The sequence below is a fragment of the Streptomyces sp. NRRL B-1140 genome, assembly GCF_001280065.1.
GTDB lineage: Bacteria > Actinomycetota > Actinomycetes > Streptomycetales > Streptomycetaceae > Streptomyces.
The window spans coordinates 1-21,192 of record NZ_LGEA01000001.1; the positions used below are offsets into that span (position 1 = coordinate 1).

17 protein-coding genes and 1 pseudogene are annotated in these 21,192 nt (G+C 74.3%); 13 read left to right on the forward strand and 5 right to left on the reverse strand.

Annotation, left to right across the window (positions count from 1 at the left end; genetic code table 11):
* Together ADK65_RS00005 and ADK65_RS00010 are read right to left on the reverse strand one after the other, a co-directional pair.
* Nucleotides 1–380, reverse strand: a pseudogene (locus ADK65_RS00005) (hypothetical protein); the annotation flags it as partial.
* Nucleotides 381–401: 21 nt separating this feature from the next.
* Nucleotides 402–1,238, reverse strand: a complete 837-nt coding sequence (locus ADK65_RS00010; protein WP_053667638.1) for a transglycosylase SLT domain-containing protein — start codon at nt 1,236–1,238, stop codon at nt 402–404.
* A gap of 171 nt (nt 1,239–1,409) precedes the next feature.
* Here ADK65_RS00010 and ADK65_RS00015 point away from each other — a divergent pair, with 171 nt between their 5' ends.
* The 8 genes from ADK65_RS00015 (at nt 1,410) to ADK65_RS00050 (ending at nt 10,155) form a co-directional block, all read left to right on the forward strand.
* Nucleotides 1,410–2,165, forward strand: a complete 756-nt coding sequence (locus ADK65_RS00015) for a DUF6668 family protein (RefSeq protein ID WP_234352760.1) — start codon at nt 1,410–1,412, stop codon at nt 2,163–2,165.
* Entirely contained in the window at nt 2,162–2,452 is a 291-nt protein-coding gene (locus ADK65_RS00020; protein WP_053667642.1) for a hypothetical protein, read from the forward strand. Before ADK65_RS00015 ends, ADK65_RS00020 begins: the two co-directional genes overlap by 4 nt.
* An 85-nt stretch (nt 2,453–2,537) precedes the next feature.
* The gene (locus tag ADK65_RS00025) at nt 2,538–2,822 is read left to right on the forward strand and encodes a hypothetical protein (protein WP_053667644.1); all 285 of its coding nucleotides are present in this window, start codon (nt 2,538–2,540) and stop codon (nt 2,820–2,822) included.
* 23 nt (nt 2,823–2,845) lie between these two features.
* Complete coding sequence (locus tag ADK65_RS00030) at nt 2,846–3,649, forward strand: hypothetical protein (protein ID WP_053667645.1); 804 nt, start codon at nt 2,846–2,848, stop codon at nt 3,647–3,649.
* Nucleotide 3,650: 1 nt separating this feature from the next.
* Nucleotides 3,651–4,871 carry a hypothetical protein gene (locus ADK65_RS00035; protein WP_053667647.1) on the forward strand — a complete coding sequence of 407 codons (1,221 nt, stop codon included), beginning with the start codon at nt 3,651–3,653 and terminating at the stop codon, nt 4,869–4,871.
* 180 nt (nt 4,872–5,051) lie between these two features.
* Nucleotides 5,052–6,545, forward strand: a complete 1,494-nt coding sequence (locus tag ADK65_RS00040; protein WP_053667648.1) for an SCO6880 family protein — start codon at nt 5,052–5,054, stop codon at nt 6,543–6,545.
* Nucleotides 6,546–6,844: 299 nt separating this feature from the next.
* Complete coding sequence (locus ADK65_RS00045) at nt 6,845–8,350, forward strand: ATP/GTP-binding protein (RefSeq protein ID WP_420708941.1); 1,506 nt, start codon at nt 6,845–6,847, stop codon at nt 8,348–8,350.
* Nucleotides 8,351–8,424: 74 nt separating this feature from the next.
* Complete coding sequence (locus ADK65_RS00050; protein WP_078955762.1) at nt 8,425–10,155, forward strand: type IV secretory system conjugative DNA transfer family protein; 1,731 nt, start codon at nt 8,425–8,427, stop codon at nt 10,153–10,155.
* On the opposite strand, the gene ADK65_RS00055 is transcribed toward ADK65_RS00050, so the two are convergent.
* Nucleotides 10,058–11,326 carry a DUF418 domain-containing protein gene (locus ADK65_RS00055; protein ID WP_078955734.1) on the reverse strand — a complete coding sequence of 423 codons (1,269 nt, stop codon included), beginning with the start codon at nt 11,324–11,326 and terminating at the stop codon, nt 10,058–10,060. The two genes, ADK65_RS00050 and ADK65_RS00055, sit on opposite strands and share 98 nt — an antisense overlap.
* Nucleotides 11,323–11,715 (reverse strand): hypothetical protein, encoded by a 393-nt coding sequence (locus ADK65_RS00060; RefSeq protein WP_053667653.1) that lies wholly within the window; start codon nt 11,713–11,715, stop codon nt 11,323–11,325. The genes ADK65_RS00055 and ADK65_RS00060 overlap by 4 nt, the downstream gene beginning before the upstream one ends.
* Before the next feature lie 136 nt (nt 11,716–11,851).
* Between ADK65_RS00060 and ADK65_RS00065 the strand changes: the two genes are divergently transcribed.
* The 4 genes from ADK65_RS00065 (at nt 11,852) to ADK65_RS36655 (ending at nt 16,361) form a co-directional block, all read left to right on the forward strand.
* Nucleotides 11,852–12,886, forward strand: coding sequence for a C40 family peptidase (locus tag ADK65_RS00065; protein ID WP_053667654.1), 1,035 nt, complete (start codon nt 11,852–11,854; stop codon nt 12,884–12,886).
* A gap of 44 nt (nt 12,887–12,930) precedes the next feature.
* On the forward strand, nt 12,931–13,416 hold the full coding sequence (locus ADK65_RS00070; protein ID WP_078955735.1) for a DUF4913 domain-containing protein: 486 nt from the start codon (nt 12,931–12,933) through the stop codon (nt 13,414–13,416).
* A 181-nt stretch (nt 13,417–13,597) separates the two neighbouring features.
* Nucleotides 13,598–14,521, forward strand: a complete 924-nt coding sequence (locus ADK65_RS00075; RefSeq protein WP_053667655.1) for a hypothetical protein — start codon at nt 13,598–13,600, stop codon at nt 14,519–14,521.
* Between the two features lie 226 nt (nt 14,522–14,747).
* Entirely contained in the window at nt 14,748–16,361 is a 1,614-nt protein-coding gene (locus ADK65_RS36655; RefSeq protein ID WP_078955736.1) for a glycosyl hydrolase, read from the forward strand.
* Nucleotides 16,362–16,479: 118 nt separating this feature from the next.
* Here ADK65_RS36655 and ADK65_RS00090 read toward each other — a convergent pair whose 3' ends face one another.
* Nucleotides 16,480–19,509, reverse strand: coding sequence for an AfsR/SARP family transcriptional regulator (locus ADK65_RS00090; RefSeq protein ID WP_234352761.1), 3,030 nt, complete (start codon nt 19,507–19,509; stop codon nt 16,480–16,482).
* A 203-nt stretch (nt 19,510–19,712) separates the two neighbouring features.
* Between ADK65_RS00090 and ADK65_RS00095 the strand changes: the two genes are divergently transcribed.
* On the forward strand, nt 19,713–21,188 hold the full coding sequence (locus ADK65_RS00095) for a hypothetical protein (RefSeq protein WP_053667656.1): 1,476 nt from the start codon (nt 19,713–19,715) through the stop codon (nt 21,186–21,188).
* Nucleotides 21,189–21,192: the final 4 nt, after the last annotated feature.

Consider the following 21,192-nt stretch of genomic DNA (forward strand, 5'->3'; position numbering starts at 1 on the left):
GGTGCGGGGGGCGCCGTCGCTGCGGCCCTGGCCCGGGCGACCGCCGCGGCGACGGCCGAGACGGGAGCGGGGGCGGGAGCCGCAGCGACGGGAGCGGGGGCGGGAGCCGGTGGCGGTTCGGGGGCTTGGTCCGTCGACTTCGTCCGCTCCGTCGTATCGAGGAGGCGGCTGGAGCCGTCGGGCGCCACCTGAAGCACGAAGTGGGCTCCTGAGTGGCCGTCGTTCACCGTGGCCTCGACCGGGGCGGCGCGCTTCTGCGCGTGACGTTGCAGGCGGTCCAGCACGGCCTCGTGCACGGACCCGCCCTCCTCGACGACCAGGAGCTCGCCGTTGATCTCGGCGAGTCCCTCACCCGGGATGCGCACCGCGAAACGGTTCATGACTGCGAGTCCTCCTGATGCTCAGTCGCCGGAAGCGGCGGACGTGGACGGGGAAGCCGTGGCACCCGGGGCCGTGCCCGGTGTGACGCCTGGTGTGACTCCCGGAGTGGCGCCGGGAGGCGGGGCGGCCACACCCGCGTACTTGGCGAACTGGGCCCGGACGGCGAGGACGTAACCCTGCGCCTCGTTGGTCCGGGGCACCCCCTCGGCCGCGCGCACGGCCTCCATCCCCACGTGGTAGCCGGCCAGCGCGAGGTCCAGGACGCTGCCGGTGGCCTCGTTCGCGTCGATCATCCGCTGGGCCTGCCCGGCCAGGTCGCACAGATGACGGCCCTGGGCCATGATCGAGTCCTCGGCGTCGAACGGCGAGGTCTCGTCGTTGCCGTCGTCGTCCTCGCCGTACTTCTCGAAGACCGCGGGCGGCAGTTGGGAGATGCCCTCCTCGCCGTTCTCGCCGAGCAGTTCCGCGTTGAAGCCGGACTCCCGCTCGATCTGCGAGGCGATGACGACCGGGCCGACCGCCCCGCACAGGTCACCGGCCTCCTCGATCGGCTCCACCAGGTCCTCCGGCACCGTCGAGGGGTCCAGCTCGCCGCCGCCGTCGCCGTTGAAGACGGCGATCACCTCGTCCGCGTCGTCGGCGCCGGCGGAACCGTCCGCACCGCCCGAGAACAGCAGGATCAGCGCGATGAGCGGCGCCAGCAGGACCCCGAAGCCGCCGATGATGACGATCACGACCAGGGTGCCGAGCAGCGCGAGCGGCGACAGCAGACAGCCGCAGCCGGTGCCGGCGGCGATGGTGTTCCGGACGGCGGTGGACGTCCCGCCCTCTCCGCTTTCTCCCGTGCCCGCGCTCATGGGGCCCGCCTTCTTCCTCTTGCCTTGAACCGCGACGGCTGGACGGCCCGTTGTGCTGTCGACGGGCTCGGGAGATCGAAACGGGCCCGGGAGCAATTCAGTTCAAACCCGTGGACATCGAATGATCCAGCACAGCCGAAGCACGAGCGGAAGAAGGAGGGCTGACCGCACATGAGCACTCCTGAGGCGACGCCGTCGCACCCGCAGTCATGGGTCCGGGGGCCGAAGCCGGGACGGCCGGCGGCCTCCGGTGGCGGTATGCCCGGCACGGGCGCTCCGCCGGGTGCGGGGCAGGGCCCGGCGCCCTCGGCGGGCCGCGCCACCACGACGGCTCCCGACACCGCTCGGGCGCCCCGCCCGGGTCCCGGCAGGGGGCCGGGGCCGGCCGCCCGCGGGGGCTTGGCCGCCTCCGCCCCGCGGACCTCCGCCCCGTCCCGCGGCGGCGGCGAGGCCCCCTGGGGCGAGCCGGTGCGGCGGGCCCCGGGGCGCGGGAGGTCGCGGGACGAGATCGGGTGGGTCAAGGCCCACGGCGGGGCCGGTGCCACCTCGCTCGCCGAAGCGCTCGGCGGGGTCGACGTGGGCGCGCGCTGGCCGGAGCCTGCCCGGGGCGAGCCGCGCCGGATCCTGCTGGTCGGCCGGACGAGCGCGCGCGGACTGCGCGCCGTGTCACAGGCGTTGGGCGCGCTGCGGGACGGCAAGGCACCTCAGGGGATCGACCTGCTGGGTGTCGTCCTCGTCGCCGACGCCCCCGGGCGGCTCCCCCTCGGCCTGCTGCGCCGCATCCGGGTCGTCCGCTCGGTCGCCCGTGTGCAGCGCGTGCCGTGGATCCCGGCCTGGCGCGTGGGCGGCCGGCCGGCGCGTCTGCCCCGGCAACTCAGCGTGCTCGCCGACCTGGTGGGCGCCGACGGTGAAGGAACCGACGCATGACCTCCCCTCTCGCGAGCCTTGCCCTGTCCTTCGGCGGGCCGCTCGCCGCCTACACCCCGAGTCCCGACGCGGGCGCGATCCTCGGTGTCCTCGCCTGGTGCGCCTCGGCGGCGGGGGTCGCCGGCCTGCTCATCGTCGGCATGCAGATGGCGATCCAGCTGCGGCGCGGCGAACCGGGCGAGGGCGGCACGTACTTCCGGGGCTTCTTCTTCGTCACCCTGGCCTGCCTGCTCGCCACGACGGCCGGTCCGCTCGTCGCGTTCCTCGGTGATCTGTCCCTCCACTGAGGGCCGGACACCTCCTCCGCACCACCCACTCACCCGCTTCCCCGCGCCCGCCGCCCATGCGCGGCGCCGAACACCCGGAGATCCCATGTCCCTGCTCCTCGAAACGACCAGCCTGCTCGCCGCCGGGGTGCCCCAGCCGCAGAGCAACGCACCCGGCGCCCTCACCACCAAGGTCAACACCGTGCTCGGCATAGCCGCCTGGGCGGGCACCGCCGCCGGCGTGGCCGGAGTGCTGATCACCGGCACGATGATGGCCATCTCCCTCAAGCGCGGCGAGAGTTCCGAGCACATGAGCCGTCTCGGCATGGTGCTCGGCGGCTGTGTCCTGGTCGCCACGGCCGGCCCGCTGGTCGGCTTCGTCTTCAAGTAGGCACGGACGACGGGACGATCGAGATGTTCACGCGCAGGGAGTACCGGGAGCGACGCCGGTACCGGTCCGATCCGTCGGAGCCGTACTGGAAGCAGCGCGGCTGGCAGGTGTCGGCGGCGTTCCTCGGCGTCGTCGTCCTGCTGAGCGGGATCGTCGCCCTGACGGCGGGCCGGGGCACCGCGGACGACGGCGCGAGCAGCCCGCCGTCGAAGGGGCCGCTGTCCGGCCCGGAAATGAAGGACGGCCGGCCCGACGGGTGCCGTACCGACGACCGCCACGGCGACGTCATGCCCACGTCCCCGCCGGACGACGTCGACTGGCGCGCCCTCGGCGGCACGCGTGTGCCCGTCTCGGCGTCGGCCGGTCCGACCCTGACCCAGGGCCCCGTGTGGTGGTGCTTCGCGCACACGCCGACCGGCGCCGTACTGGCCGCCCACATCATTCCCTCGCACATGAGCGGCCCCGACTGGCGGACGATCACCCAGGAGCAGGTCATGTCCGGCCCGGGGCGGGACCTGTTCGTCTTCAAGCGGTCCACCGTCCGGGACGACGCCCCGGGCAGCGCGCGGGACACCGGCCCCCGTCCTGACGCCGGGTCCGGCGGTTCGTCCGCCGCGTCCTACGCCGGTTTCTCGGTGCCCGCCTACTCCGGCGCGGCGGCGACGGTGGAGCTGCTGCTCAAGACCGGTCAGGGCTACGCCACGACCTCCGTCGCCCTGCGCTGGAGCGGCGGCGACTGGAAGGTCCAGCCGTCCGACAACGGTGCCCTGCACACCCCGGTGAAGGCGGTCCCGGGGACCAACGGCCATCTGCTCTGGGGGGTTTGACGTGGCGTGCCCGACCGGTAATCCCATCGTCGACGTCGCGGTCGGCTTCTTCAGCTTCCTCGGCGACCCCATCGGGACCATCGTCGAGGGCGTGGCCAACGCCGTACTCGCGGGCGCCATCGCGGTGTTCGGGGCGCTGACCACCGGCATCCCCACCCTCTCGGGGACCACCACCGCCCAGGACATCAACAGCCAGACCCAGTGGATCGTGGTGTATCTGGCGGTCGGCTCGCTGCTGTTCGCGTCGGCCCGGATGGCGATCGAGCGGCGCGGGAACGCCGGCACGACCGCGCTGAAGGGCATCCTGCGGGTCGTCCTGGTCTCGGGAGCCGCCACCACCGTGGTGACGGCCGCCGCCGCCCTCTCGGACGACTACTCCACCTATCTGTTCAACGCGGGTGCGGAGAAGCAGCTGAGTGCCGTGGGCGCCTGCTCCGACGGCAACGGCATCGAGTCGTTCCTGCTGCTGGTGCTCGCCTTCCTGCTGCTGATCGCCGGGATCATCCACACGATCCTGCTCTACATCCGCCTCGGCGTCATGATCCTGCTGCTGGGCACCCTTCCGCTGGCCGCCGCCGCCTCGATGACGGACTGGGGCGGCGGCTGGTGGCGCAAGCACCTCGGGTGGATGATCGCCTGGCTGTTGTACAAGCCGGCGGCCGGGCTGGTGCTGTACGCGGGTTCGGCCATGATCAGTTCGGGTCGGGACGGCGGCAGCGACATCAACGAACGCATTGCCGGTATCGGCGTGATGCTGCTGTCCGCCGTCGCGCTGCCCGCCCTGCTGAAGCTCGTCGTGCCGGCCACCGCCGCGCTCGGCGGGGCGTCCGCGATGTCCGGGGCGATGTCCACGGTCGGCGGGTCGCTGGCGTCCGGGGCCCGTTCGCTCGGAACCAGCGGCGGCAGCGGCGGCAGTGGCGGGCAGAGCGGTCCGCGCGGCGCGTCGGGGGCGTCCGGTTCGGGCGGCTCGGGCGGTTCGCAGGGCTCGTCCGGAGCCTCCGGCGCGCCGGGCGCACCCGGCGCGGGTCGCCCGGGCGTCTCGGGTGCCGGGGCGGGCGGCGGTGCCGGCGGGGGCGGGGCGGCCGCGGGCCGGGCCGCCGCGGCGGCGGGCGGTCCGGTCGGTGTCGCCGTCGGGGCGGCGGTGACGGCGGCACAGATCGCCGGCCGTGCCGCCTCCGGCTCGCTGGAGGGCGCCGACCCGGACAAGGGGCACAACACCTGACCCCTGCGGCCCGGACGGTCCGGCGTCCCCGCCCGCCGTCCCGCCGCACCTCGAACGGCCGCCGGGCTCCCGATCCCCCCGCGGAGCCCGGCGGCTGCCGCCCTCCTCAGCCGTTCCGGCCTGTGCCCCGGCCCCTCACCGCGCCACGCAGGCGCACTCCACGAAGGGAAAACGGACCCCATGTCCACGGAAGCCGTCACCCACCCGACCTACGGGAACTGGCGCCGCCCCCGGCGTCCCGGGCTCGGCCCGCTCGGTCTCGTCGGCACCTTCGGTGTCTTCGGCGGGCTCGTCCTCACGCTGCTCGCGTCACTGATATCGCTGTACGCGGCGATGGTGGTGTTCACCCCCATCGCGGTGCTGCTGGTCCCGCTCGCCATCCGCACCCAGGACGGCCGCAACGTCTACCAGCTGATGGCCCTGCGCCTCGGCTGGCGGCGGCGCAAGGCCAAGGGTGCGCACCTGTACGTCTCCGGGCCGCTCTCCGCCCGGCCCGGCGGCCGGTTCCGTCCGCCGGGGCTGCTCAACAAGGTGACGGTGACCGAGGGCCGGGACGCCTACGACCGCCCCTTCGGCGTGCTGCACCACCCGAGCCGCAACCTCTACACGATCGTCCTCGGCTGCGACCCCGACGGCGGTGCGCTCGTCGACCCCGACCAGGTGGACGTCTGGGTCGCGTTGTGGGGCGAGTGGCTGGCCCGGCTGTCCCACGAGCCGGGCCTGCGCGGCGCGTCGGTGATCGTGGAGACCGCCCCCGACCCCGGTACCCGGCTCGCCCACGAGGTGCTGCCCCGCATCCGGGAGAACGCGCCGGCGGCGGCCCGGGCGGTGATGGAGGAGGTCGTTGAACGGTATCCCACCGCGTCCTCCGAGATGCACACCTACGTCAGCCTCACCTACGGCGTGCCCGCCGGCCGGCGGCGGAAGAAGGAGGACGTGCTCACCGACCTCGCCATCCGCATCCCCGGCCTGCTCAGCGGCCTGGTGGCGGCGGGCGGCGGAGCAGCCGCCCCGCTGTCGGCGGAACGGATCGCCGAGGTCGTACGGGTGGCCTACGACCCGGCGGTCGCCGCCGACGTCCTCGATGCCCGGGCCCGGCACGGCGGGACGGGCCTGGAGTGGGAGGACGCCGGGCCCGCGGCCGCCGTGGAGACCGTAGGCAGCTACCAGCACGACTCGGGGGTGTCCCGGACCTGGCTGATGACGCTGGCGCCGCGCGGCACGGTCCGGTCCTCGGTGCTCCGGGGCATGCTGGAGGCGGCGCCCGGCACCCGGCGCAAGCGGGTCGCTCTCGTGTACCGGCCGATCGACCCGGCCACCTCGGCCCGGATCGTCGAGGCGGACCGGCGCAGCGCCCAGTTCATGGCGACGTCGGGCCGGGGCATGGTGCAGGCCCGCGCGGCCTCGGAGATGCGGGCGGCGGAGCAGACCGCGGCCGAGGAGGCGTCGGGCGCGGGGCTCGTGGAGTTCTCGCTCATGCTGACGGTCACCGTCGACACCCTGGAGCAGCTCGCCGACGCGAGCGTCACCGTGCGCAATCTGACGGCCGCCTCCCGGGTGCTGATGCGGCCCGCGGACCGGATGCAGGCGGCGGCGTTCAGCTGCACGCTGCCCGCCGGGATCCTCCCGTGGGAGCAGACCCTGATCCCCCACGAACTGCAGGAGGCGCTGTGAGCCGGCGCGAGGAGAAGCGGGCCGAACAGGCCGATCGACTGGCCGAGTTGCGGGCGCGTGAGGAACTGGGCGCGCTCCGTGCCGGAGCGGGTGCCGCCCGGAGGGCCGGGCCCGGGCGGGACGAGGGGCCGGGTGAGGACGGCGGCGGGCGGAGCGGGCGCCGCACGGGCCGGAGGGACCGGAAAGACGCGAAGGGCCGGAAGGCGAGCGGGGGTTCCCGGGCGCGCGAGCTCTTCGTGCCGCCGCGCGGCTGGTACGGGCCCGGGGGCGGGCGGGTCGGTTATCTGGACCCGCCGACCATGTGGCGGGCCACGACCGTGCAGGCGTGCGGGATGTGGCCGTTCGCCGCGGGTTCCGGCTCGCCCATGACGGGCGTACCGCTGGGGCAGCACCTGTTCACCGGGGCCACGGTCTGCGGCGACCCGTTGAACTGGTTCACCCGGGCCCGCTACATCTCCAACCCTTCGCTGTTCATGCTCGGCATGCCGGGCCTGGGCAAGTCCACGCTCGTCAACCGCATGCTGATCGGTCTCTCCGCGACCGGAGTCGTCCCGCTGGTCCTCGGTGACCTCAAGCCCGACTACGCCGACACGGTCCGCGCCCTGGGCGGCCAGGTGATCTCCATCGGCCGCGGCCGGGGCGGCATCAACGTCCTCGACCCGGGTGCCATGGGCGCGGCGGCGGCGCGGATCGGCGGCGAGGCGGGCGAGGTGCTGAAGGCCGAGACGCACGGCCGGGTGCTGAACATGGTGGCCGCGCTGATCACCATCGTGCGCGGCCGGCCGATGGACGACCACGAGCAGTCGGTGCTCTCCGCGGTCCTGCACCATCTGCGTGAACGTACCCCGCAGGGCCGTACGGTGCTGCTGCCGGACGTCCTGAGGGTGCTCGCCGAGGGCCCCGACCGGGTCCGCGCGGTCACCCTCGACCGGGGGGACGACGCCCGCTACCGGGACGCCGTCGACCCGCTGCACCGCTCCCTGCTGGGCATCCTCGACGGTCCGCTGGGCGACACGTTCGCCTCCGAGACCTCCACGCGCATCGACCCGGCCGCCCCGGCGGTGTGCATCGACATCTCCGGCATCGGTGAGGCCGACACCCAGCTGACCGCCGCCGCGATGCTCGCCGCCTGGTCGGACGGGCTGGGCACGGTGGCCGCCTCGCACGCGCTCGCGGACGCCGGTCTCGAACCGCGGCGCTGGTTCTTCACGGTGCTCGACGAGTTGTGGCGCCCGCTGCGCGCCGCCTCCGGCATCGTCGACCGCATCGACGCGCTGACGCGCCTGAACCGCTCCCTCGGACTGGGGGACGCCAAGATCACCCACACGCTCAAGGACGCCGAGGCGCTCGGCACCGACGCCGACCGGGCCAAGGCCCGCGGCTTCGTGGAGCGGGCGGGCATGGTGGTGTGCGCGGGGCTGCCGAAGGCGGAGATGGAGGATCTCGGCAAGGTGGTGGGGCTGTCCCGGCGCGAGATCGAGCTCGTGTCGTCGTGGTCCTCCCCGCCCGGCTGGGGGGTCTCGGGGGAGCACGAGGAGCCGCCCGGCCGGGGCCGCTTCCTCATCAAGGTCGGCGGGCGCCCCGGTATCCCGATCAAGGTCGCGATCACCGACGCCGAACGCAGGCTGCACGACACCAACACCCGGTGGACGCCGCACGAGAAGACCGTCGAGGGGGCCGTCGAGCAGGAACTCGCCCGCACCGCCGCACAGGTGGCCCGGGCCGCCCGGGAAGGGGCGTACGCGCTGCCCGGCACGCCCGAGGGCCCGGCAACCGGGGGCGGCGCGGGGAGGTGGACCGCGTGAGGACTCCGGGCACCGGCAGCGCGCACGAGCAGCTGCCGTGGGCGATCGTGGCGCTGGCCGGAACCGGTCTGGTCATGTTCGCCGTCGTGTGGTCCGGCGGGACCCTCGGGTCGGGGCTGACCGGCAACGGCTGGCACGGCCCGCCGTTCGCCCTGTCCACCGTGACGCGGCTGGTCACCGGCGGGCCAGGCGGTCTGTGGCCCGGGACACCGGCCGCGGCACTCTACGGCGGCATGCTCGCTCTGCCGGCGCTCGCCGCCCTGCCCGTCGCCCTGCTGCTGCGTCTCCTGCTCGGCCGGGCCGGCCGCGCCAAGGGCCTGGCCGGGCGGCGTGAACTCGCCGCGATGTGCCCCAAGGGCATCGCGGCCCGCGCCCGGGAACTGCGCCCCACCCTGGAGGGCCGTGACCGGCTCCACCCGGACGAGACCGGCAACCTCCTGGGCGACCTCATGCCTACGGGGCCGGAGTTGCGCAGCAGTCACGAGGACGTGGAGCTCGACCTGATGGCGCCTCGGGCCGGCAAGTCCACCGGCATCGCGGTCCCCCGGGTGCTGCGTGCCCAGGGCGCGGTCCTGCTCACGTCCAACAAGTCGGACGTGTACGCCGTCACCCGCGCCGAACGCGAGAAGGCGGGCACGGTCTGGACGTTCGACCCGCAGGGCATCGCCCACACCCCGCGGGCCCTGTGGTGGGACCTGCTCGGCGAGTGCCACACCATCGAGGGCGCCCGCCGCATGGCCGGTCACTTCGTGGCGTCCGTCAACGACGACACGGCGAAGAAGGACTTCTGGATCTCGGCCGCCCAGAACACCCTGACGGCTCTCTTCCTGGCGGCGGCCCGCAGCGGGACCCCCCTGCCCGAACTGCTCGGCTGGCTGGCCGACCCCGCCGACCGCTCCCCGGTCGACCTGCTGCGCGACGCCGGTCTCGTAGCGATGGCCGAGCAGTTGCAGGGCACGGTCCGCGGTGCGGTCGAGACCCGGGACGGCATCTACGAGACCGCCCGCCAGACGGTGTCCTGTCTGCTCGACCCGGAGATCCTGGCGTGGGTCTCGCCCGACCCGCGGCTGCCGGAGTTCCGCCCCGACCTCCATGTCCTCGGCCACGACACGCTCTACCTGCTCTCCAAGGACGGCGGCGGCTCCGCGGCCGGCGTCATCGCCGGCCTGGCCGACGCGACGATGCGGGCCGGGGTGGTCGCCGCCGAGCGCATGGGCGGCCGGCTGGATCCGCCGCTGACCGCGGTCCTCGACGAGGCCGCCAACGTCTGCCGCATCTCCGATCTGCCCGACCTGTACTCGCACTTCGGCTCCCGGGGCATCAACGTCGTCACGTTGCTGCAGAGTTACCGCCAGGGCGCCCGGGTCTGGGGCGAGGTCGGCATGGACGCGCTGTGGAGCGCGGCGACGGTCAAACTCCTCGGCGCCGGTCTGGACGACGCCGACTTCGTGCAGAAGATCTCCACGCTCGTCGGCCAGCACGACGTGCGCACCCCCACCGTCTCCCGCGGCAAGGAGGGCACCTCCCGGTCGTACTCCTACCGCCAGGAGGCCGTTCTGCCGCCGGACCGCATCCGTGCCCTGCCCAAGGGCACGGCCCTGCTGCTCGCCACCGGCGTCAAGCCCGCGCTGATCCGGCTGCGCCCCTGGTACAAGGAGCCCGGCGCGGCGCAGATCTCGGCGGCGGCGAAGGCGGAGACGGCGGCCATCACGGAGCGGGCCGCACGCCGTCTCCCCCCGGCTCCGGGCTGTCTCGCGAGTCCGGCCGGGACGCGGGGGGTACCGCTGTCCAAGCGGGATTCCTGACCGTCCGCGGCGGGCCTTCGGGGCGCCGGCCCAGCGTCACGGCGCGCAGCACCCACTCGGCCGGCCCGTGCCGGATCCGCGCCGACAGCCGTGCACCGAGCGCGAGTTGGGCGGCGTAGAGCAGGACACAGCCGGCCAGGACCGTGACCGTGCCGACCCGGTCGTACAGGCCCAGTCCGTATCCGGAGAAGACGCAGGCGAGGACGAGTGACTGGGTGAGGTAGTGGCTGAGCGCCATGCGTCCGGCGGCGGCGAGCACACCGGCTGCCGCGGGCAGGCGGGCCCCGGCCCGGCTCATGAGCAGCAGGAGCAGACCGCAGGCGTACGACGTGGTGAGCGCAGGGGCGGTCAGGACGGTGGCCGCCTGCCCGACGAGGAACCAACGGCCGTCCAGCGGCCCGCTCGCGCAGCAGGCGGCGACCACGGCACCGCCGAGGCCGAGGGGCAGTACGCGCGATGCGGTCCTGCGCAGCCACGCGCGGTCCTGCCCGCGTCGCTCGGCCAGCCGGGACTTCGCCGCGGCCAGCCCGCCCAGGAACGCGGCCAGCATGGCAGGCGCGTACAGCAGATTGGTGCCGAGCGCGGCCGGCAGGTCACGCAGATGCGTGCCCGGAACCGAGGCGGCGTCGCCCCGGTAGGCGGCGTCCCCGGGCGGGTACGAGGTGGCGGTGACCGGTTCGGTGAGGGCGACGGTCAGCAGCCCGTACCCGAGCAGCAGCGCCGACAGGAGCAGCAGCAGGGCGGCCGCCACCCGCAGCAGGGTCCGCACCCCGAGCCCGCTCAGCCCGTACAGCACCAGCGCGAGAACGGCGTACGTCGTCAGGACGTCCCCCGGGTACAGCAGGACCGCGTGTGCCGCGCCCAGGACGAACAGCCCCGCCGTACGCCGCAGATGGCGGGGCGCGAAGGCGGCGCCGGCCCGGCGCGCGGACCGGGCCTGCAGGGCGAAGCTGTAGCCGAAGAGGAAGGAGAACAGGACGTAGAACTTGGCCGTGATCAGCGCGGTCACCGCCCACGCGGCGATGCGGTCCGCCCCCGAGGACCCGGGCCCGCCGCCGAAGACCGTGTACGGGCCCGCCATCAGCAGGGCGTTGACCACCAGGATGCCGGACAGGGCGAACCCGCGCAGCACGTCGAGCTCGTCGAGCCGTCGGGGGCGGGGCGGGCTCATCCCGCCGTCACGAGCCCGGCGCCGAACGCCACGGTGGCGGGCAAGAACGACCCGAACGACGGCGCCGGCGGATGCCGGGAGGTCCACAGCCCGGCCCGGGTGGGACGCTTGCGCGCGTACACGACCGCCACGCTGCCGCCGACCGGCGGCATTCCGCAGAACGGTCCGAGTGGCCCGGGATCAAGGACGAGGCCACGGCCCAGGTGGTCGGGGAACACGACCAGGCCGCCGCGCCGCCGGTCGGCCGCCGCGCGTGCCGTCACCCGCCCCGTCACGCGCCGGCCGCGCGCCCACAGGGCGGCGGCCGTCGCCGGCGCCCGGACCGCGGCCGGCAGGAAGCCGAAGCCGAGCCCCGTGCACAACGCGAGCAGCACCGTCTGCGCGTTCACATCAATCCCTTCGCCGACACCCTGCGGGCACAACGGCACACGGAGGCCCCGCGGTTCACACCGTCCTTGAACCTCCCCGGCGCGCGGGTCCGTTGTGCGGATGCCCCCCGTGACCCACGAAGGAGCCACGAACCGCATGACACAGAACCCGGGCGCGCACGGCCGCCGGACGGCGGCCGTCGTCACGCTGGCCCTGGCCCTGACGGCGACGCTCCACCCGCCCGCCGGCGCCGAACCGCAGACCCTCCCCGAGGTGCGCGCCGAACTCGACCGCCTCTATCACCGGGCCGAGGTCGCCACGGAGAAGTACAACGCGCTGGACGGCAGGATCACCCGGCAGGGGAAGCGCCTCGGTACGCTCCGGGCCCAAGTGGTCGCGGCCGAGCGGAAACTGAGCCGTCTGACCGCGCTGGCCGGGTCGGCGGCCCGCTCCCAGTACCGCGGGGGCGGTGTCCCCGCCGAGGTGCAGTTCGCCCTCGCACGCGATCCGGAACGCGCGCTGGACAACGCCTCCCGGGCCCGTCAGGCGCAGCTGGCCACCCGGCGGACGGTCGGCAGCCTGACCACGGCGCAGGAGGAACTGCGCAGCCGGAGCGCCGCCGCGGGCGAGGAGCTGAGGCGGCTGCGGAGGAACCGTGGTTCCCTCGGCTCCCACCGCAGGACGATCCTGTCGCGCATCGACGAGGCCCGGAAGGTGGAGTCGCGGCTGGAGAGCAGACAGCGCCGGGAACTGGCCGCGCTGGAGCGCAGGACCGCCGACGAGGCGCAGGCGGACTGGGTGCGCAGGGGTGTCCTCGACGACGCCGGCACCGAGGGCGGCACCGCGGGCCGCGAGGCCGTCGCCTTCGCCCGGCGCGAACTCGGCAAGCCGTACGTCTGGGGCGCCGAGGGCCCCGGCTCCTACGACTGCTCCGGCCTCACCTCGCAGGCGTGGCTGAAGGCGGGCGTTCCGATCCCGCGCACCTCGCAGGAGCAGTGGCGGCGGCTGCCCCGCGTCCCGGTGACGAGGATGCGTCCCGGTGACCTGATCATCTACAACGCCGACGCGAGCCACGTGTCCCTCTACATCGGAGGCGGCCGGATGATCCACGCTCCCCGCCCGGGGCGGCACGTGACCGTGGCGCCGGCCGGGTCGATGGAGATCCTCGGGGTGGTGCGGCCCGACGCCTGACCACCCGAGGTCCCTCCGAGTCCACCCCTCAGCAGGAGATTGCCATGTCCACCGTTCAGACCTCCCCCACGGTTGCCGGGGGCCAGGCCGACACGTCCTCCCCCGCGCCCGGCGAGGAGAAGCCCGCTCCGCCGCGCTTCATCCTCTACCTGGACGGACCGGCGTACGCACAGACGCTGCGCCAACTGACCCTGTGGACGCACCATGTGCTGCTGCCGGTCTACGGCAGGGAGGTCAGCTCCCAGTCCCCCTGGTGCCCCGTCTGGTGGGAACACCCCGAGGCCGTGGCCCGGTTGCACGGCCTGTGGCTCGCCTGGGGCGATCTCACCGGGCCCGGCTCCGACATGAGCGGACCGGCTGTCTGGCACCGCGACCACCTGTCGTCGGTCATGGACACGCTGCGCGACCCGCAGGGACCGTTCGCGGGCTGCAAGCCCGGCATGCACCGGCCGAAGGCGGCACCCACCGTCGAGACGATGGATCCCTTCGGACCGCCGCCGCCTCCCCCACCGCCGTCCCCGTGGTCGTGACGGGCCGCCCGGGTAAAACCCCCGGGTCCGGTGCGGCGCGTGCGGGGCGAAGGGGATGAACCGTCCACCCCCGCTGCCGCGTTGTGTTCGCGATCGGTGCAGCCATCCGGTCGGCGGTGCCGGTCCCGGCGCCGTCACAGGCTCCCCCAGGGAGCGCTCACCTCCCGGAAGGAAGGGTGACATGGCAGGATCCGAACACTCGGACGACAGCGCCAATTCCAACGCCAGTTCCTACTCGTCCGTCAGGATCTCCGACGACGGACGGCAGGCGCGGGCCCGGGTCTCCAGCGCGGCGGTCCCGGACGACGCGCCCCCGCTGTTCGCCGGCGCCGGCACCGGCGTGTACGACCAGACCGCCCGGCAGTATTACGCGGTCAACACGGCCCAGCCGAAGGGCCGGCAGGTCGCGCGGTGGAGCAAGAGCGCCGCCGCGTGGGTCGCGGAGAACAAGTCCCGCGTCGTCAAGGCACTGGTCGACGTCGCCCCGACGGTCATCCAGGGCGCCTCGGCGTTCACGTCCGGCCGGGCCGCCACGATCGTGAACGGCGTCGGCATCGCGGCGCAGGCCGGTGTGGCCGGCTACGAACTCTACGGCCAGCATCAGCAGTCGAGGGCGGGCGGCCACGTGGACCCGGTCCAGGTGAGCGCCAGCGTCGGCAGGCTCGTTTCCACGGCGCTGAACACCTACGCCGCCGTTGCCGACCAGGAGTCCTCGACGACCAAGATGGTCGGCGGAGCGGGTTCGTGGGTGGCCGGAGGGGCCACGATGACCGACGTCATGCACCACGCCCACACCGACCCGGGACGGACGGCGGAGGACCCCGGCTACGAGATGTACGGGATGCACCACAACCCGATGCTCGGCAACCAGCCGGGGCAGTACCCGCCCGGGTTCACCCCCGTCCCCGCGCCGCCTTCCTCCAGCTCGTCCCTGTCGGCGCCGGCCGGCAACACCCCGGCCGTCAACACTCCGGCGAACAACGCCCCGGCCGGGAACTTCGGTCCGGCTGCCGGCACCTCCACCGGACGCAGCAGCAGGCAGCCCACGGAGACACAGGTGTCCAAGAAGGCACAGGGCAAGAAGCCGGCCGGTCACGGCCGTTAGGCACGCGCACCGCCGGCCCGGTGCGCGCCGGCCCCGTGCAGGCGGCCGCCTCCCCCGGGAGGCGGCCGCCGTGCCGTCGCGGCCCGGCCGACTGAACCACCGCCCCGGACCCGCCCGTTGTCGCTTCCGGTCCGGGGAGCGCCCGTCGCTCCCCGCAGGCCCACCCCTACAGCCTCAGAAGAGAGGACGGACATGACATACGTCGCCCCCGCGGGAGGCGAGGTCCATGCGTAGACCGATTCTGCGCCGACGCGCCGCGTTCCTGCTCGCGCTGCTCCTGGTCGTGGCCGGTGTCACCGGCACCGCGCTGCTGATCCAGCACCAGCGCCCGGACGGTGTGAGCATCGCGGGGACGCCCGCCGCCGGTACCGGCTCCCCCGAGCACACGGTCACCTTCCGCAACACGACGGACCACCGCATCTGGATCGGCAGCACGGTCAACGCCGACGGTTCGGCCCCGCTCACCGGGCTGCCCACCCTGGACCCGGGCCGATCGGCCACCCTCACGATCCCCGAGCGCTCCGGCGCCGGGCACTGGCGCGGCAAGTTCTTCGCCCGCGAGGGCTGCACCGGCGAAGAGGGAAGCACGTTCCACTGCGCCGTCGGCGACTGCGGCCCCCACGCCGACCGCTGCTCGACCGGTGAACAGCCGACCGGTCTTGCCGAGTTCAACTTCGACCCGAAGGACGGCGCGGCACCCTGGTACAACGTCAGCTACGTCAACGCCGTCGCATCGCCGATCACCATCGCGCCGGACGGCGTGACGCCGCCCCGGTCGGGCGAGTGCGCGCCGGCGGGGTGTGCCACGGACCTGCTGGCCGCCTGCCCGGCGGACGACCTGGTCCGGGACGAGGCCACCGGCCGGCCCCTGGTGTGCGTGAACCCGAACCGGGATGCGAAGACGCCGTACAGTGACGCGCTCGCCGCTCGGTGCCCGACGGCGTACAGCTGGTCCAAGCACGACACCGAACAGGGCAACCAGGTCGTGTACCAGTGCCGGGAGTGCACGGGCCTGACCGTCACCTTCCACGGCACCGGCGAGGGCGCCGGAGCACCCGGCCCCGCGGTCCCCGCCGTCACCGGGCGGCCCGGCAGCGGCGGCGGCACCCCGCCGGCCCCCCGCAAGGGTGTCGGCCTGAACTCCGTCGCGGGCGCCTCCGAGGCCCTGGCCGACTCCCGTTCGTCCTGGTTCTACAACTGGGCCTCCTCGCCCGACGGCGTCACCGGCGGCACCGGCGCCGAGTTCGTCCCGATGATCTGGGGCCCGGGCTCGGTCACCGACGCCGAACTGGAGCGGGCCGCCCGCGCCGGGAAGGCGCTCCTGGGGTTCAACGAGCCGGACCATCCGGGCCAGGCCGACATGTCACCCGAGCAGGCCCTCGACCTGTGGCCCCGGCTGGAGTCCACCGGCCTGCGGCTGGGCGCACCCGCGGTCGCCTCCGGCGCGGATGTGCCGGGCGGCTGGCTGGACCGGTTCATGACCGGGGCCGAACAGCGGGGCCTGCGGGTCGACTTCATCCCCCTGCACTGGTACGGAGCCGACTTCGGGCCGGGCGCGGCCGACCAGTTGCGCGCATATCTGCAGGCGGTCCACGACCGCTACAAGAAGCCGGTCTGGCTCACGGAGTACGCGCTGACGGACTTCTCCGGGAGCACCCCGCGCTACCCGGGCGAGCAGGAGCAGACCGACTTCGTCCGGTCCTCCACCGCGATGCTGGAGAAGCTGGACTTCGTCGAGCGGTACGCCTGGTTCGCGCTGTCGAAGGAGACCAGCCCGACGGGTCTGTACGACGGGGCGGTGCCGGGCGCGAGCGGGCGGATCTACCGCGAGGCGCGCTGAGGCACCGCCCGGCGGCGAGGGCGGCTCGCGGGCGTTGAACCAACCCCGCCCCCGCACGCGTTGTGCGGATGCCTGCCGACGTACGGCCGGCAGGCATCACCCACGAAGGAGAGCCATGTCAGGCGGTCCGTCTCGGCGCGGCCTCCCGGGCGCGCGTGTCCGCCGGGCCGTCCGGCAGGGCGTCGAGCCGCTCCCGGACCTGCTCGGCGTCCGGGTGGCCGAACTCCGCGAAGATCGCGAGGGCGTGCCGCCAACTGGCCCGGGCCGCCTCGGGCTCTCCGCCGTCGAGATGGACGTCCCCGAGATGGCCCAGCGTGTGGCCCTCGCCCCACCGGTTGCCGATGTCCCGGTGGGTCGCGAGCGCCCGGCGGTAGTGGCCGACGGAATCGCCGTGACGGCCGAGCCGGTGGTGGATCGTGCCGAGGATGTCGAGGGTGACGCCCTCGACCCAGCGGTTGCCGCTTGCCCGCAGCACGACCAGCGCCCGCTGCAGACAGTCGAGGGCCTCGTCGTAACGCCCCATCCGCTGGTAGGCGTCGCCCAGGTTGCTGAGGGCGATGCCCTCGCCCCAGGCGTTGCCCGCGATGCGGTCGAGGGCCAGCCCGCGGCGGGCGTACTCGACGGCTTCGTGGAGCCGGCCCGCGTGCAGGTAGGCGTCGCCCAGGTTGGCGATCACCGAGGCCCGGGCCACCCTGTCCCCCAGCTCCCGGCTCAGCGCCAGCGCCTGGTGCAGGTGCTGCACGGCCTCGTCGTACCGGCCGGCGTTGCGCAGCGCGGCGGCCGTGTCGGACAGGCTCTGGGCCTCCCCCTCCCGGTCCCCGGCATCGCGGGCGGCGCTCAGACCCGTCCTTGCGGTGTCCAGCCAGTCGTGCACGTGGCTGCGGAGGTAGAAGAACCCCCACAGGACGGCGGGCAGTCGCCACGCGGTGCCGGTGTGCCCGGCCCGGGCGGCCTGGTGCACGGCGACGATCAGGTTGGGCCGCTCGGTCTCGCACCAGTCCAGTGCCCGTTCGTGCGTGGTGAACTCCAGCGGGCGGCAGTACTCGGGCCGCCGCTCCAGCGGGATGCGGCGGCGGCTGGGGGTGATGTGCGGGTAGGCCGCGTCGGCGGTGTGCAGGTACCAGGTCAGCAGCCGCTGGAGGGCCAGATCCCGCTCCTGCGGGGTCTCCTCCACGCGCACGCGTTCGGCGGCGTAGACGCGGAGCAGGTCGTGCAGGGTGTAGCGGCCCGGCCGGTGCTCGGTGAGCAGATGCGCGCGGGTCAGTTCGGCGAGCGGCCCCCGCGCCTCGCGCGGGGCCAGTCCGGCGAGAGCGGCCGCCGCTGGCGCGGAGATGTCCGGCCCCGAGTGCAGCCCCAGAAGCCGGAACAGACGCGCGGCGGGAGCGGACACCGCCTGGTAGGACCAGGAGAAGACGGCCCGTACGTCGGTGGTGATGTCGTCGCCGCCGGCGAAGGCGTCCAGGCTGCCGTGCGTGTCGTTCACCTCGTCGGCGATGGCGCGGAGCGGGAATCCGGGGTGGGCGCAGGCGTGCGCGGCGACGATGGCGAGGGCCAGCGGCAGACGGCCGCACCGCCGGATGATCTCGTCCGCGGCCTGTGGCTCCGCGGCCAGCCGGTCGGTGCCGAGGCGCCGGGCCAGCAGGTCGTGCGCCTCGGCCGGGGAGAGCTGGTCCAGCGTCAGGGGGTGCGCCCCCTCGCCGGCGACCAGGCCCGTGAGCCGGTTGCGGCTGGTGACGATGACCAGGCAGCCCGGGGAGCCGGGCAGCAGCGGACGCACCTGTTCGGCGTCGCGGACGTTGTCGAGCAGGATCAGCACCCTGCGGCGCGCCAGCAGACTGCGATACAGCGCGACCTGGGCGTCGAGGCCGGCGGGTATGCGCATCGGCGGTACGCCGAGCGCGTCGAGGAAGCCGCGCACCGCTTCGTCCGGTGTCAGCGCGGAGCCGGTCGGGTCGAAGCCGCGCAGGTTGACGTAGAGCTGGCCACCGGGGAACCGGTCGGCGACGCGGTGCGCCCAGTGCACGGCCAGGGTCGACTTGCCGATCCCGCCCATGCCGCCGATCGCGCTGATCACCACGGTCGACGGGGGGCTGCCGTCGCGGGGCAACAGATCACCGATCAGGCCGAGTTCGGCGCCGCGTCCGGCGAACGTCGGCAGGTCGGCGGGCAGTTGCGCGGGGCGGGCCGGCTGGAACGCGGAGCCGTGCGGGTCGGCGGGGCCGGAGCCGGCTGCGTCCTCCTGCGCCGTCCCTCCCGCCGTCGCGCCGTCGTTCGTCGTCGCGTCGTCCGGTGCGGCGCCGGGGGGAGTTCCCCGTACGGACGGCCGGGCCTGCCCGGGCACCGCCGGAGCCGGACTCAGCGCCGGGTGCGGCATCAGGGCCGGGTCGGCGGCCAGGATGCGGTCGTGCAGGTCCCGCAGCGACAGTCCCGGTTCGACGCCCAGTTCCGCCACCAGGGCAGCGCGTGTCCCGCGGTACGCGGCCAGTGCTTCGGCCTGCCGTCCCGACCGGTACAGGGCGAGCATGAGCAGGCGGCACAGCTCCTCACGCAGGGGGTGCCCGGCGGTGAGCGGGGACAGCTCGGCGATCACCTCGTGATGGCGTCCGAGTTCGATGTCTGCGTCCAGCCGGGCTTCCAGGGCGGTCAGCCATTCCTCGTCCAGCCAGGCGCGCGCCGTCTCGGGAAGCGGGCCGGGGAGTCCGGTCAGGGCGGGGCCCCGCCAGCCGTCGAGCGCGGCGTGCAGGAGGTCCGCGGCACCGGACACGTCGCCCGCGGCGCGTGCCTTCTTCGCCTGCGCGACCCGGGCCTGGAACACGGCGAGGTCCAGGCCGTCGTCCGGAACGCGCAGCAGGTAACCGTCACCCACGGAGACGAGCACCCGGGGCTGCCCGTCCGGGCCGCGGTCGGGCTCCAGCACCTTGCGCAGGCGCGACACGTAGGTCCGCAGTACGGACACGGCGGCAGCGGGCGGCTCCTGTCCCCAGACGGCGTCGATGAGTTCGCCGAGCGGCAGGGGGCGCCCGCGTCGTAACAGGAGCGCCGCCAGCACCACCCTCTGCTGCGGTGAGCCGAGGTCTATTTCCCGCTCCCCGCGCCACGCCCGGACCGGCCCCAGCACAGCGAAACGGAAGGTATTCACGTAGTCCACGTTCGGACTCTAGTGCGCATCCGCTCCGGCACGCGCACGTCACCGGAACATGCCGTTCCGTCACCTGTCACCGCTGACGTGCGCCTTTCCCCCTTTTCACCGGCGAGTTGAACCGTGGACGGCCGGTGTCCGTTGCGTACGCGGGCACCGCCGACAACCGCCCCGGCCGCGCGACCGGCCGGGCACAGCAGAGAGGAACGCCGATGAGCCCGGGCCAAGAGGACGCGGACGAGCCGGTCACCGAGGGCGGACACGCCGCGCAGCCGAGGCCGTCCGAACCGTCCCCGCACTTCACGGTGGTCATCTCCGGCGACGGATCGGCCGCCGTCGACGGCGCACCGGTGCCGGTCGCGGAGGGGACGACGGTCGACGCCGCGATCCTCGATCTCCTGCAGGGACACGCGCGGGACCGGGGAACCGCCGTCACGGCGGCGATCTCCGACCCCGCCGCCGGGTACGTGGCGCACGTCGAGGTCTTCCCGGACGGCTCCAGCGCCCTGCGGCAGCAAGAGGAGGCGGCGGATCCCGTACCGCCCCTCGTCCACGAGGCCGCCGCCCCCGCCGGCACGGGCGGCGGCACGGAAGCCGACGGCGCTCCCGCCGGGGAGGACCGGGACAATTCAGACGTCGACTTCGACGAGGCGGCCTACACGCTGCCCGAGCCCGAAGAGCCCCAGGCCGCCCGCCCCGAACCACAGCCCGACGGGAGCCCGGCCGCCCTCCGGGCACCGCGGCCCGGGCCGGCGCGCCGGCCCGGTTCCCGCCAGTCGGACGACGAGTTCGACGGGCCCGGCCTGCTCGGCAGGCCCCTGGTGGTCGGGCCCGTGGCGCTCGGTGTGGCCGCGCTGGTCGTCGTGCCGCTGGTGATTCTGGGCAGCGGCGGTTCCGGCGACGGCGGAAACCGGGAGGAGACCGCCGCGCGCGCGGGCCGCTCGCCGTCGGCCTCGGCCTCACCGGCCCTGTCACCGTCGTCGCTGCCGATCCCGCCCCCGTCCGCCTCCCCCTCGGCCGAGGACAACGACAAGGGCAAGAACAAGAACAAGGACAAGGACAAGAACAAGGACAAGGAGGGGAGCGGCGAGAAGCCGCAGCCGAAGGACACTTCCGGGGCGAAAGGTGCGGGCAAGGTCACCGTCACCGTCACCGCCAGGCCCCCGGCCGCCACCACCACGGTCACCGCCGGGCCCCCGCAGGACACCGCGGCCAGTGCCGTGAAGCGGCTCGCCGCGAGCGACCCCTCCGGACGGCACATCTGCTACCGCGCGTACGTCTCCGGGCAGGGCTGGCAGAAGCCGGTGTGCGACGGCACGATGGCCGGCACGGCGGGCCGGAACCGGCCGATCAAGGCCCTCAACATCGCGGTGCACGGCGTCGGCGGATCCGCCGCCAACGCCTTCCGGCACACGGCGAAGCCGGTCGACGGCCGTGGCCAGTGGCAGCCCAGCTGGACGGCCGTCACCGGCGACGGCCGGAACTTCACCATCGGCAGCGCGAAGCGGAACGCGCCGAACATGCTGGGGTTCGCCATGAACGTCGGCACCGGCGAGATCTGCAACACCGTCCGCCTGCGCGGCCACGACTGGGGCGGACGGGCGTGCAGCAAGCCCCGCCCCGACTTCACCTTCGGCGGCACCCTGGACAACGACGTCTGGCTGGAGGCGGTGAAGCTCACCGTGTGAGCGT

What these genes read in the sequence shown, in the direction of transcription:
- ADK65_RS00010 (WP_053667638.1), bottom strand. Translation starts at nt 1,238, where the DNA reads ATGAGCGCGGGCACGGGAGAAAGCGGAGAGGGCGGGACGTCCACCGCC.
- ADK65_RS00015 (WP_234352760.1), top strand. Translation starts at nt 1,410, where the DNA reads ATGAGCACTCCTGAGGCGACGCCGTCGCACCCGCAGTCATGGGTCCGG.
- ADK65_RS00020 (WP_053667642.1), top strand. Translation starts at nt 2,162, where the DNA reads ATGACCTCCCCTCTCGCGAGCCTTGCCCTGTCCTTCGGCGGGCCGCTC.
- ADK65_RS00025 (WP_053667644.1), top strand. Translation starts at nt 2,538, where the DNA reads ATGTCCCTGCTCCTCGAAACGACCAGCCTGCTCGCCGCCGGGGTGCCC.
- ADK65_RS00030 (WP_053667645.1), top strand. Translation starts at nt 2,846, where the DNA reads ATGTTCACGCGCAGGGAGTACCGGGAGCGACGCCGGTACCGGTCCGAT.
- ADK65_RS00040 (WP_053667648.1), top strand. Translation starts at nt 5,052, where the DNA reads ATGTCCACGGAAGCCGTCACCCACCCGACCTACGGGAACTGGCGCCGC.
- ADK65_RS00045 (WP_420708941.1), top strand. Translation starts at nt 6,845, where the DNA reads ATGTGGCGGGCCACGACCGTGCAGGCGTGCGGGATGTGGCCGTTCGCC.
- ADK65_RS00050 (WP_078955762.1), top strand. Translation starts at nt 8,425, where the DNA reads ATGTTCGCCGTCGTGTGGTCCGGCGGGACCCTCGGGTCGGGGCTGACC.
- ADK65_RS00055 (WP_078955734.1), bottom strand. Translation starts at nt 11,326, where the DNA reads ATGAGCCCGCCCCGCCCCCGACGGCTCGACGAGCTCGACGTGCTGCGC.
- ADK65_RS00065 (WP_053667654.1), top strand. Translation starts at nt 11,852, where the DNA reads ATGACACAGAACCCGGGCGCGCACGGCCGCCGGACGGCGGCCGTCGTC.
- ADK65_RS00070 (WP_078955735.1), top strand. Translation starts at nt 12,931, where the DNA reads ATGTCCACCGTTCAGACCTCCCCCACGGTTGCCGGGGGCCAGGCCGAC.
- ADK65_RS00075 (WP_053667655.1), top strand. Translation starts at nt 13,598, where the DNA reads ATGGCAGGATCCGAACACTCGGACGACAGCGCCAATTCCAACGCCAGT.
- ADK65_RS36655 (WP_078955736.1), top strand. Translation starts at nt 14,748, where the DNA reads ATGCGTAGACCGATTCTGCGCCGACGCGCCGCGTTCCTGCTCGCGCTG.
- ADK65_RS00095 (WP_053667656.1), top strand. Translation starts at nt 19,713, where the DNA reads ATGAGCCCGGGCCAAGAGGACGCGGACGAGCCGGTCACCGAGGGCGGA.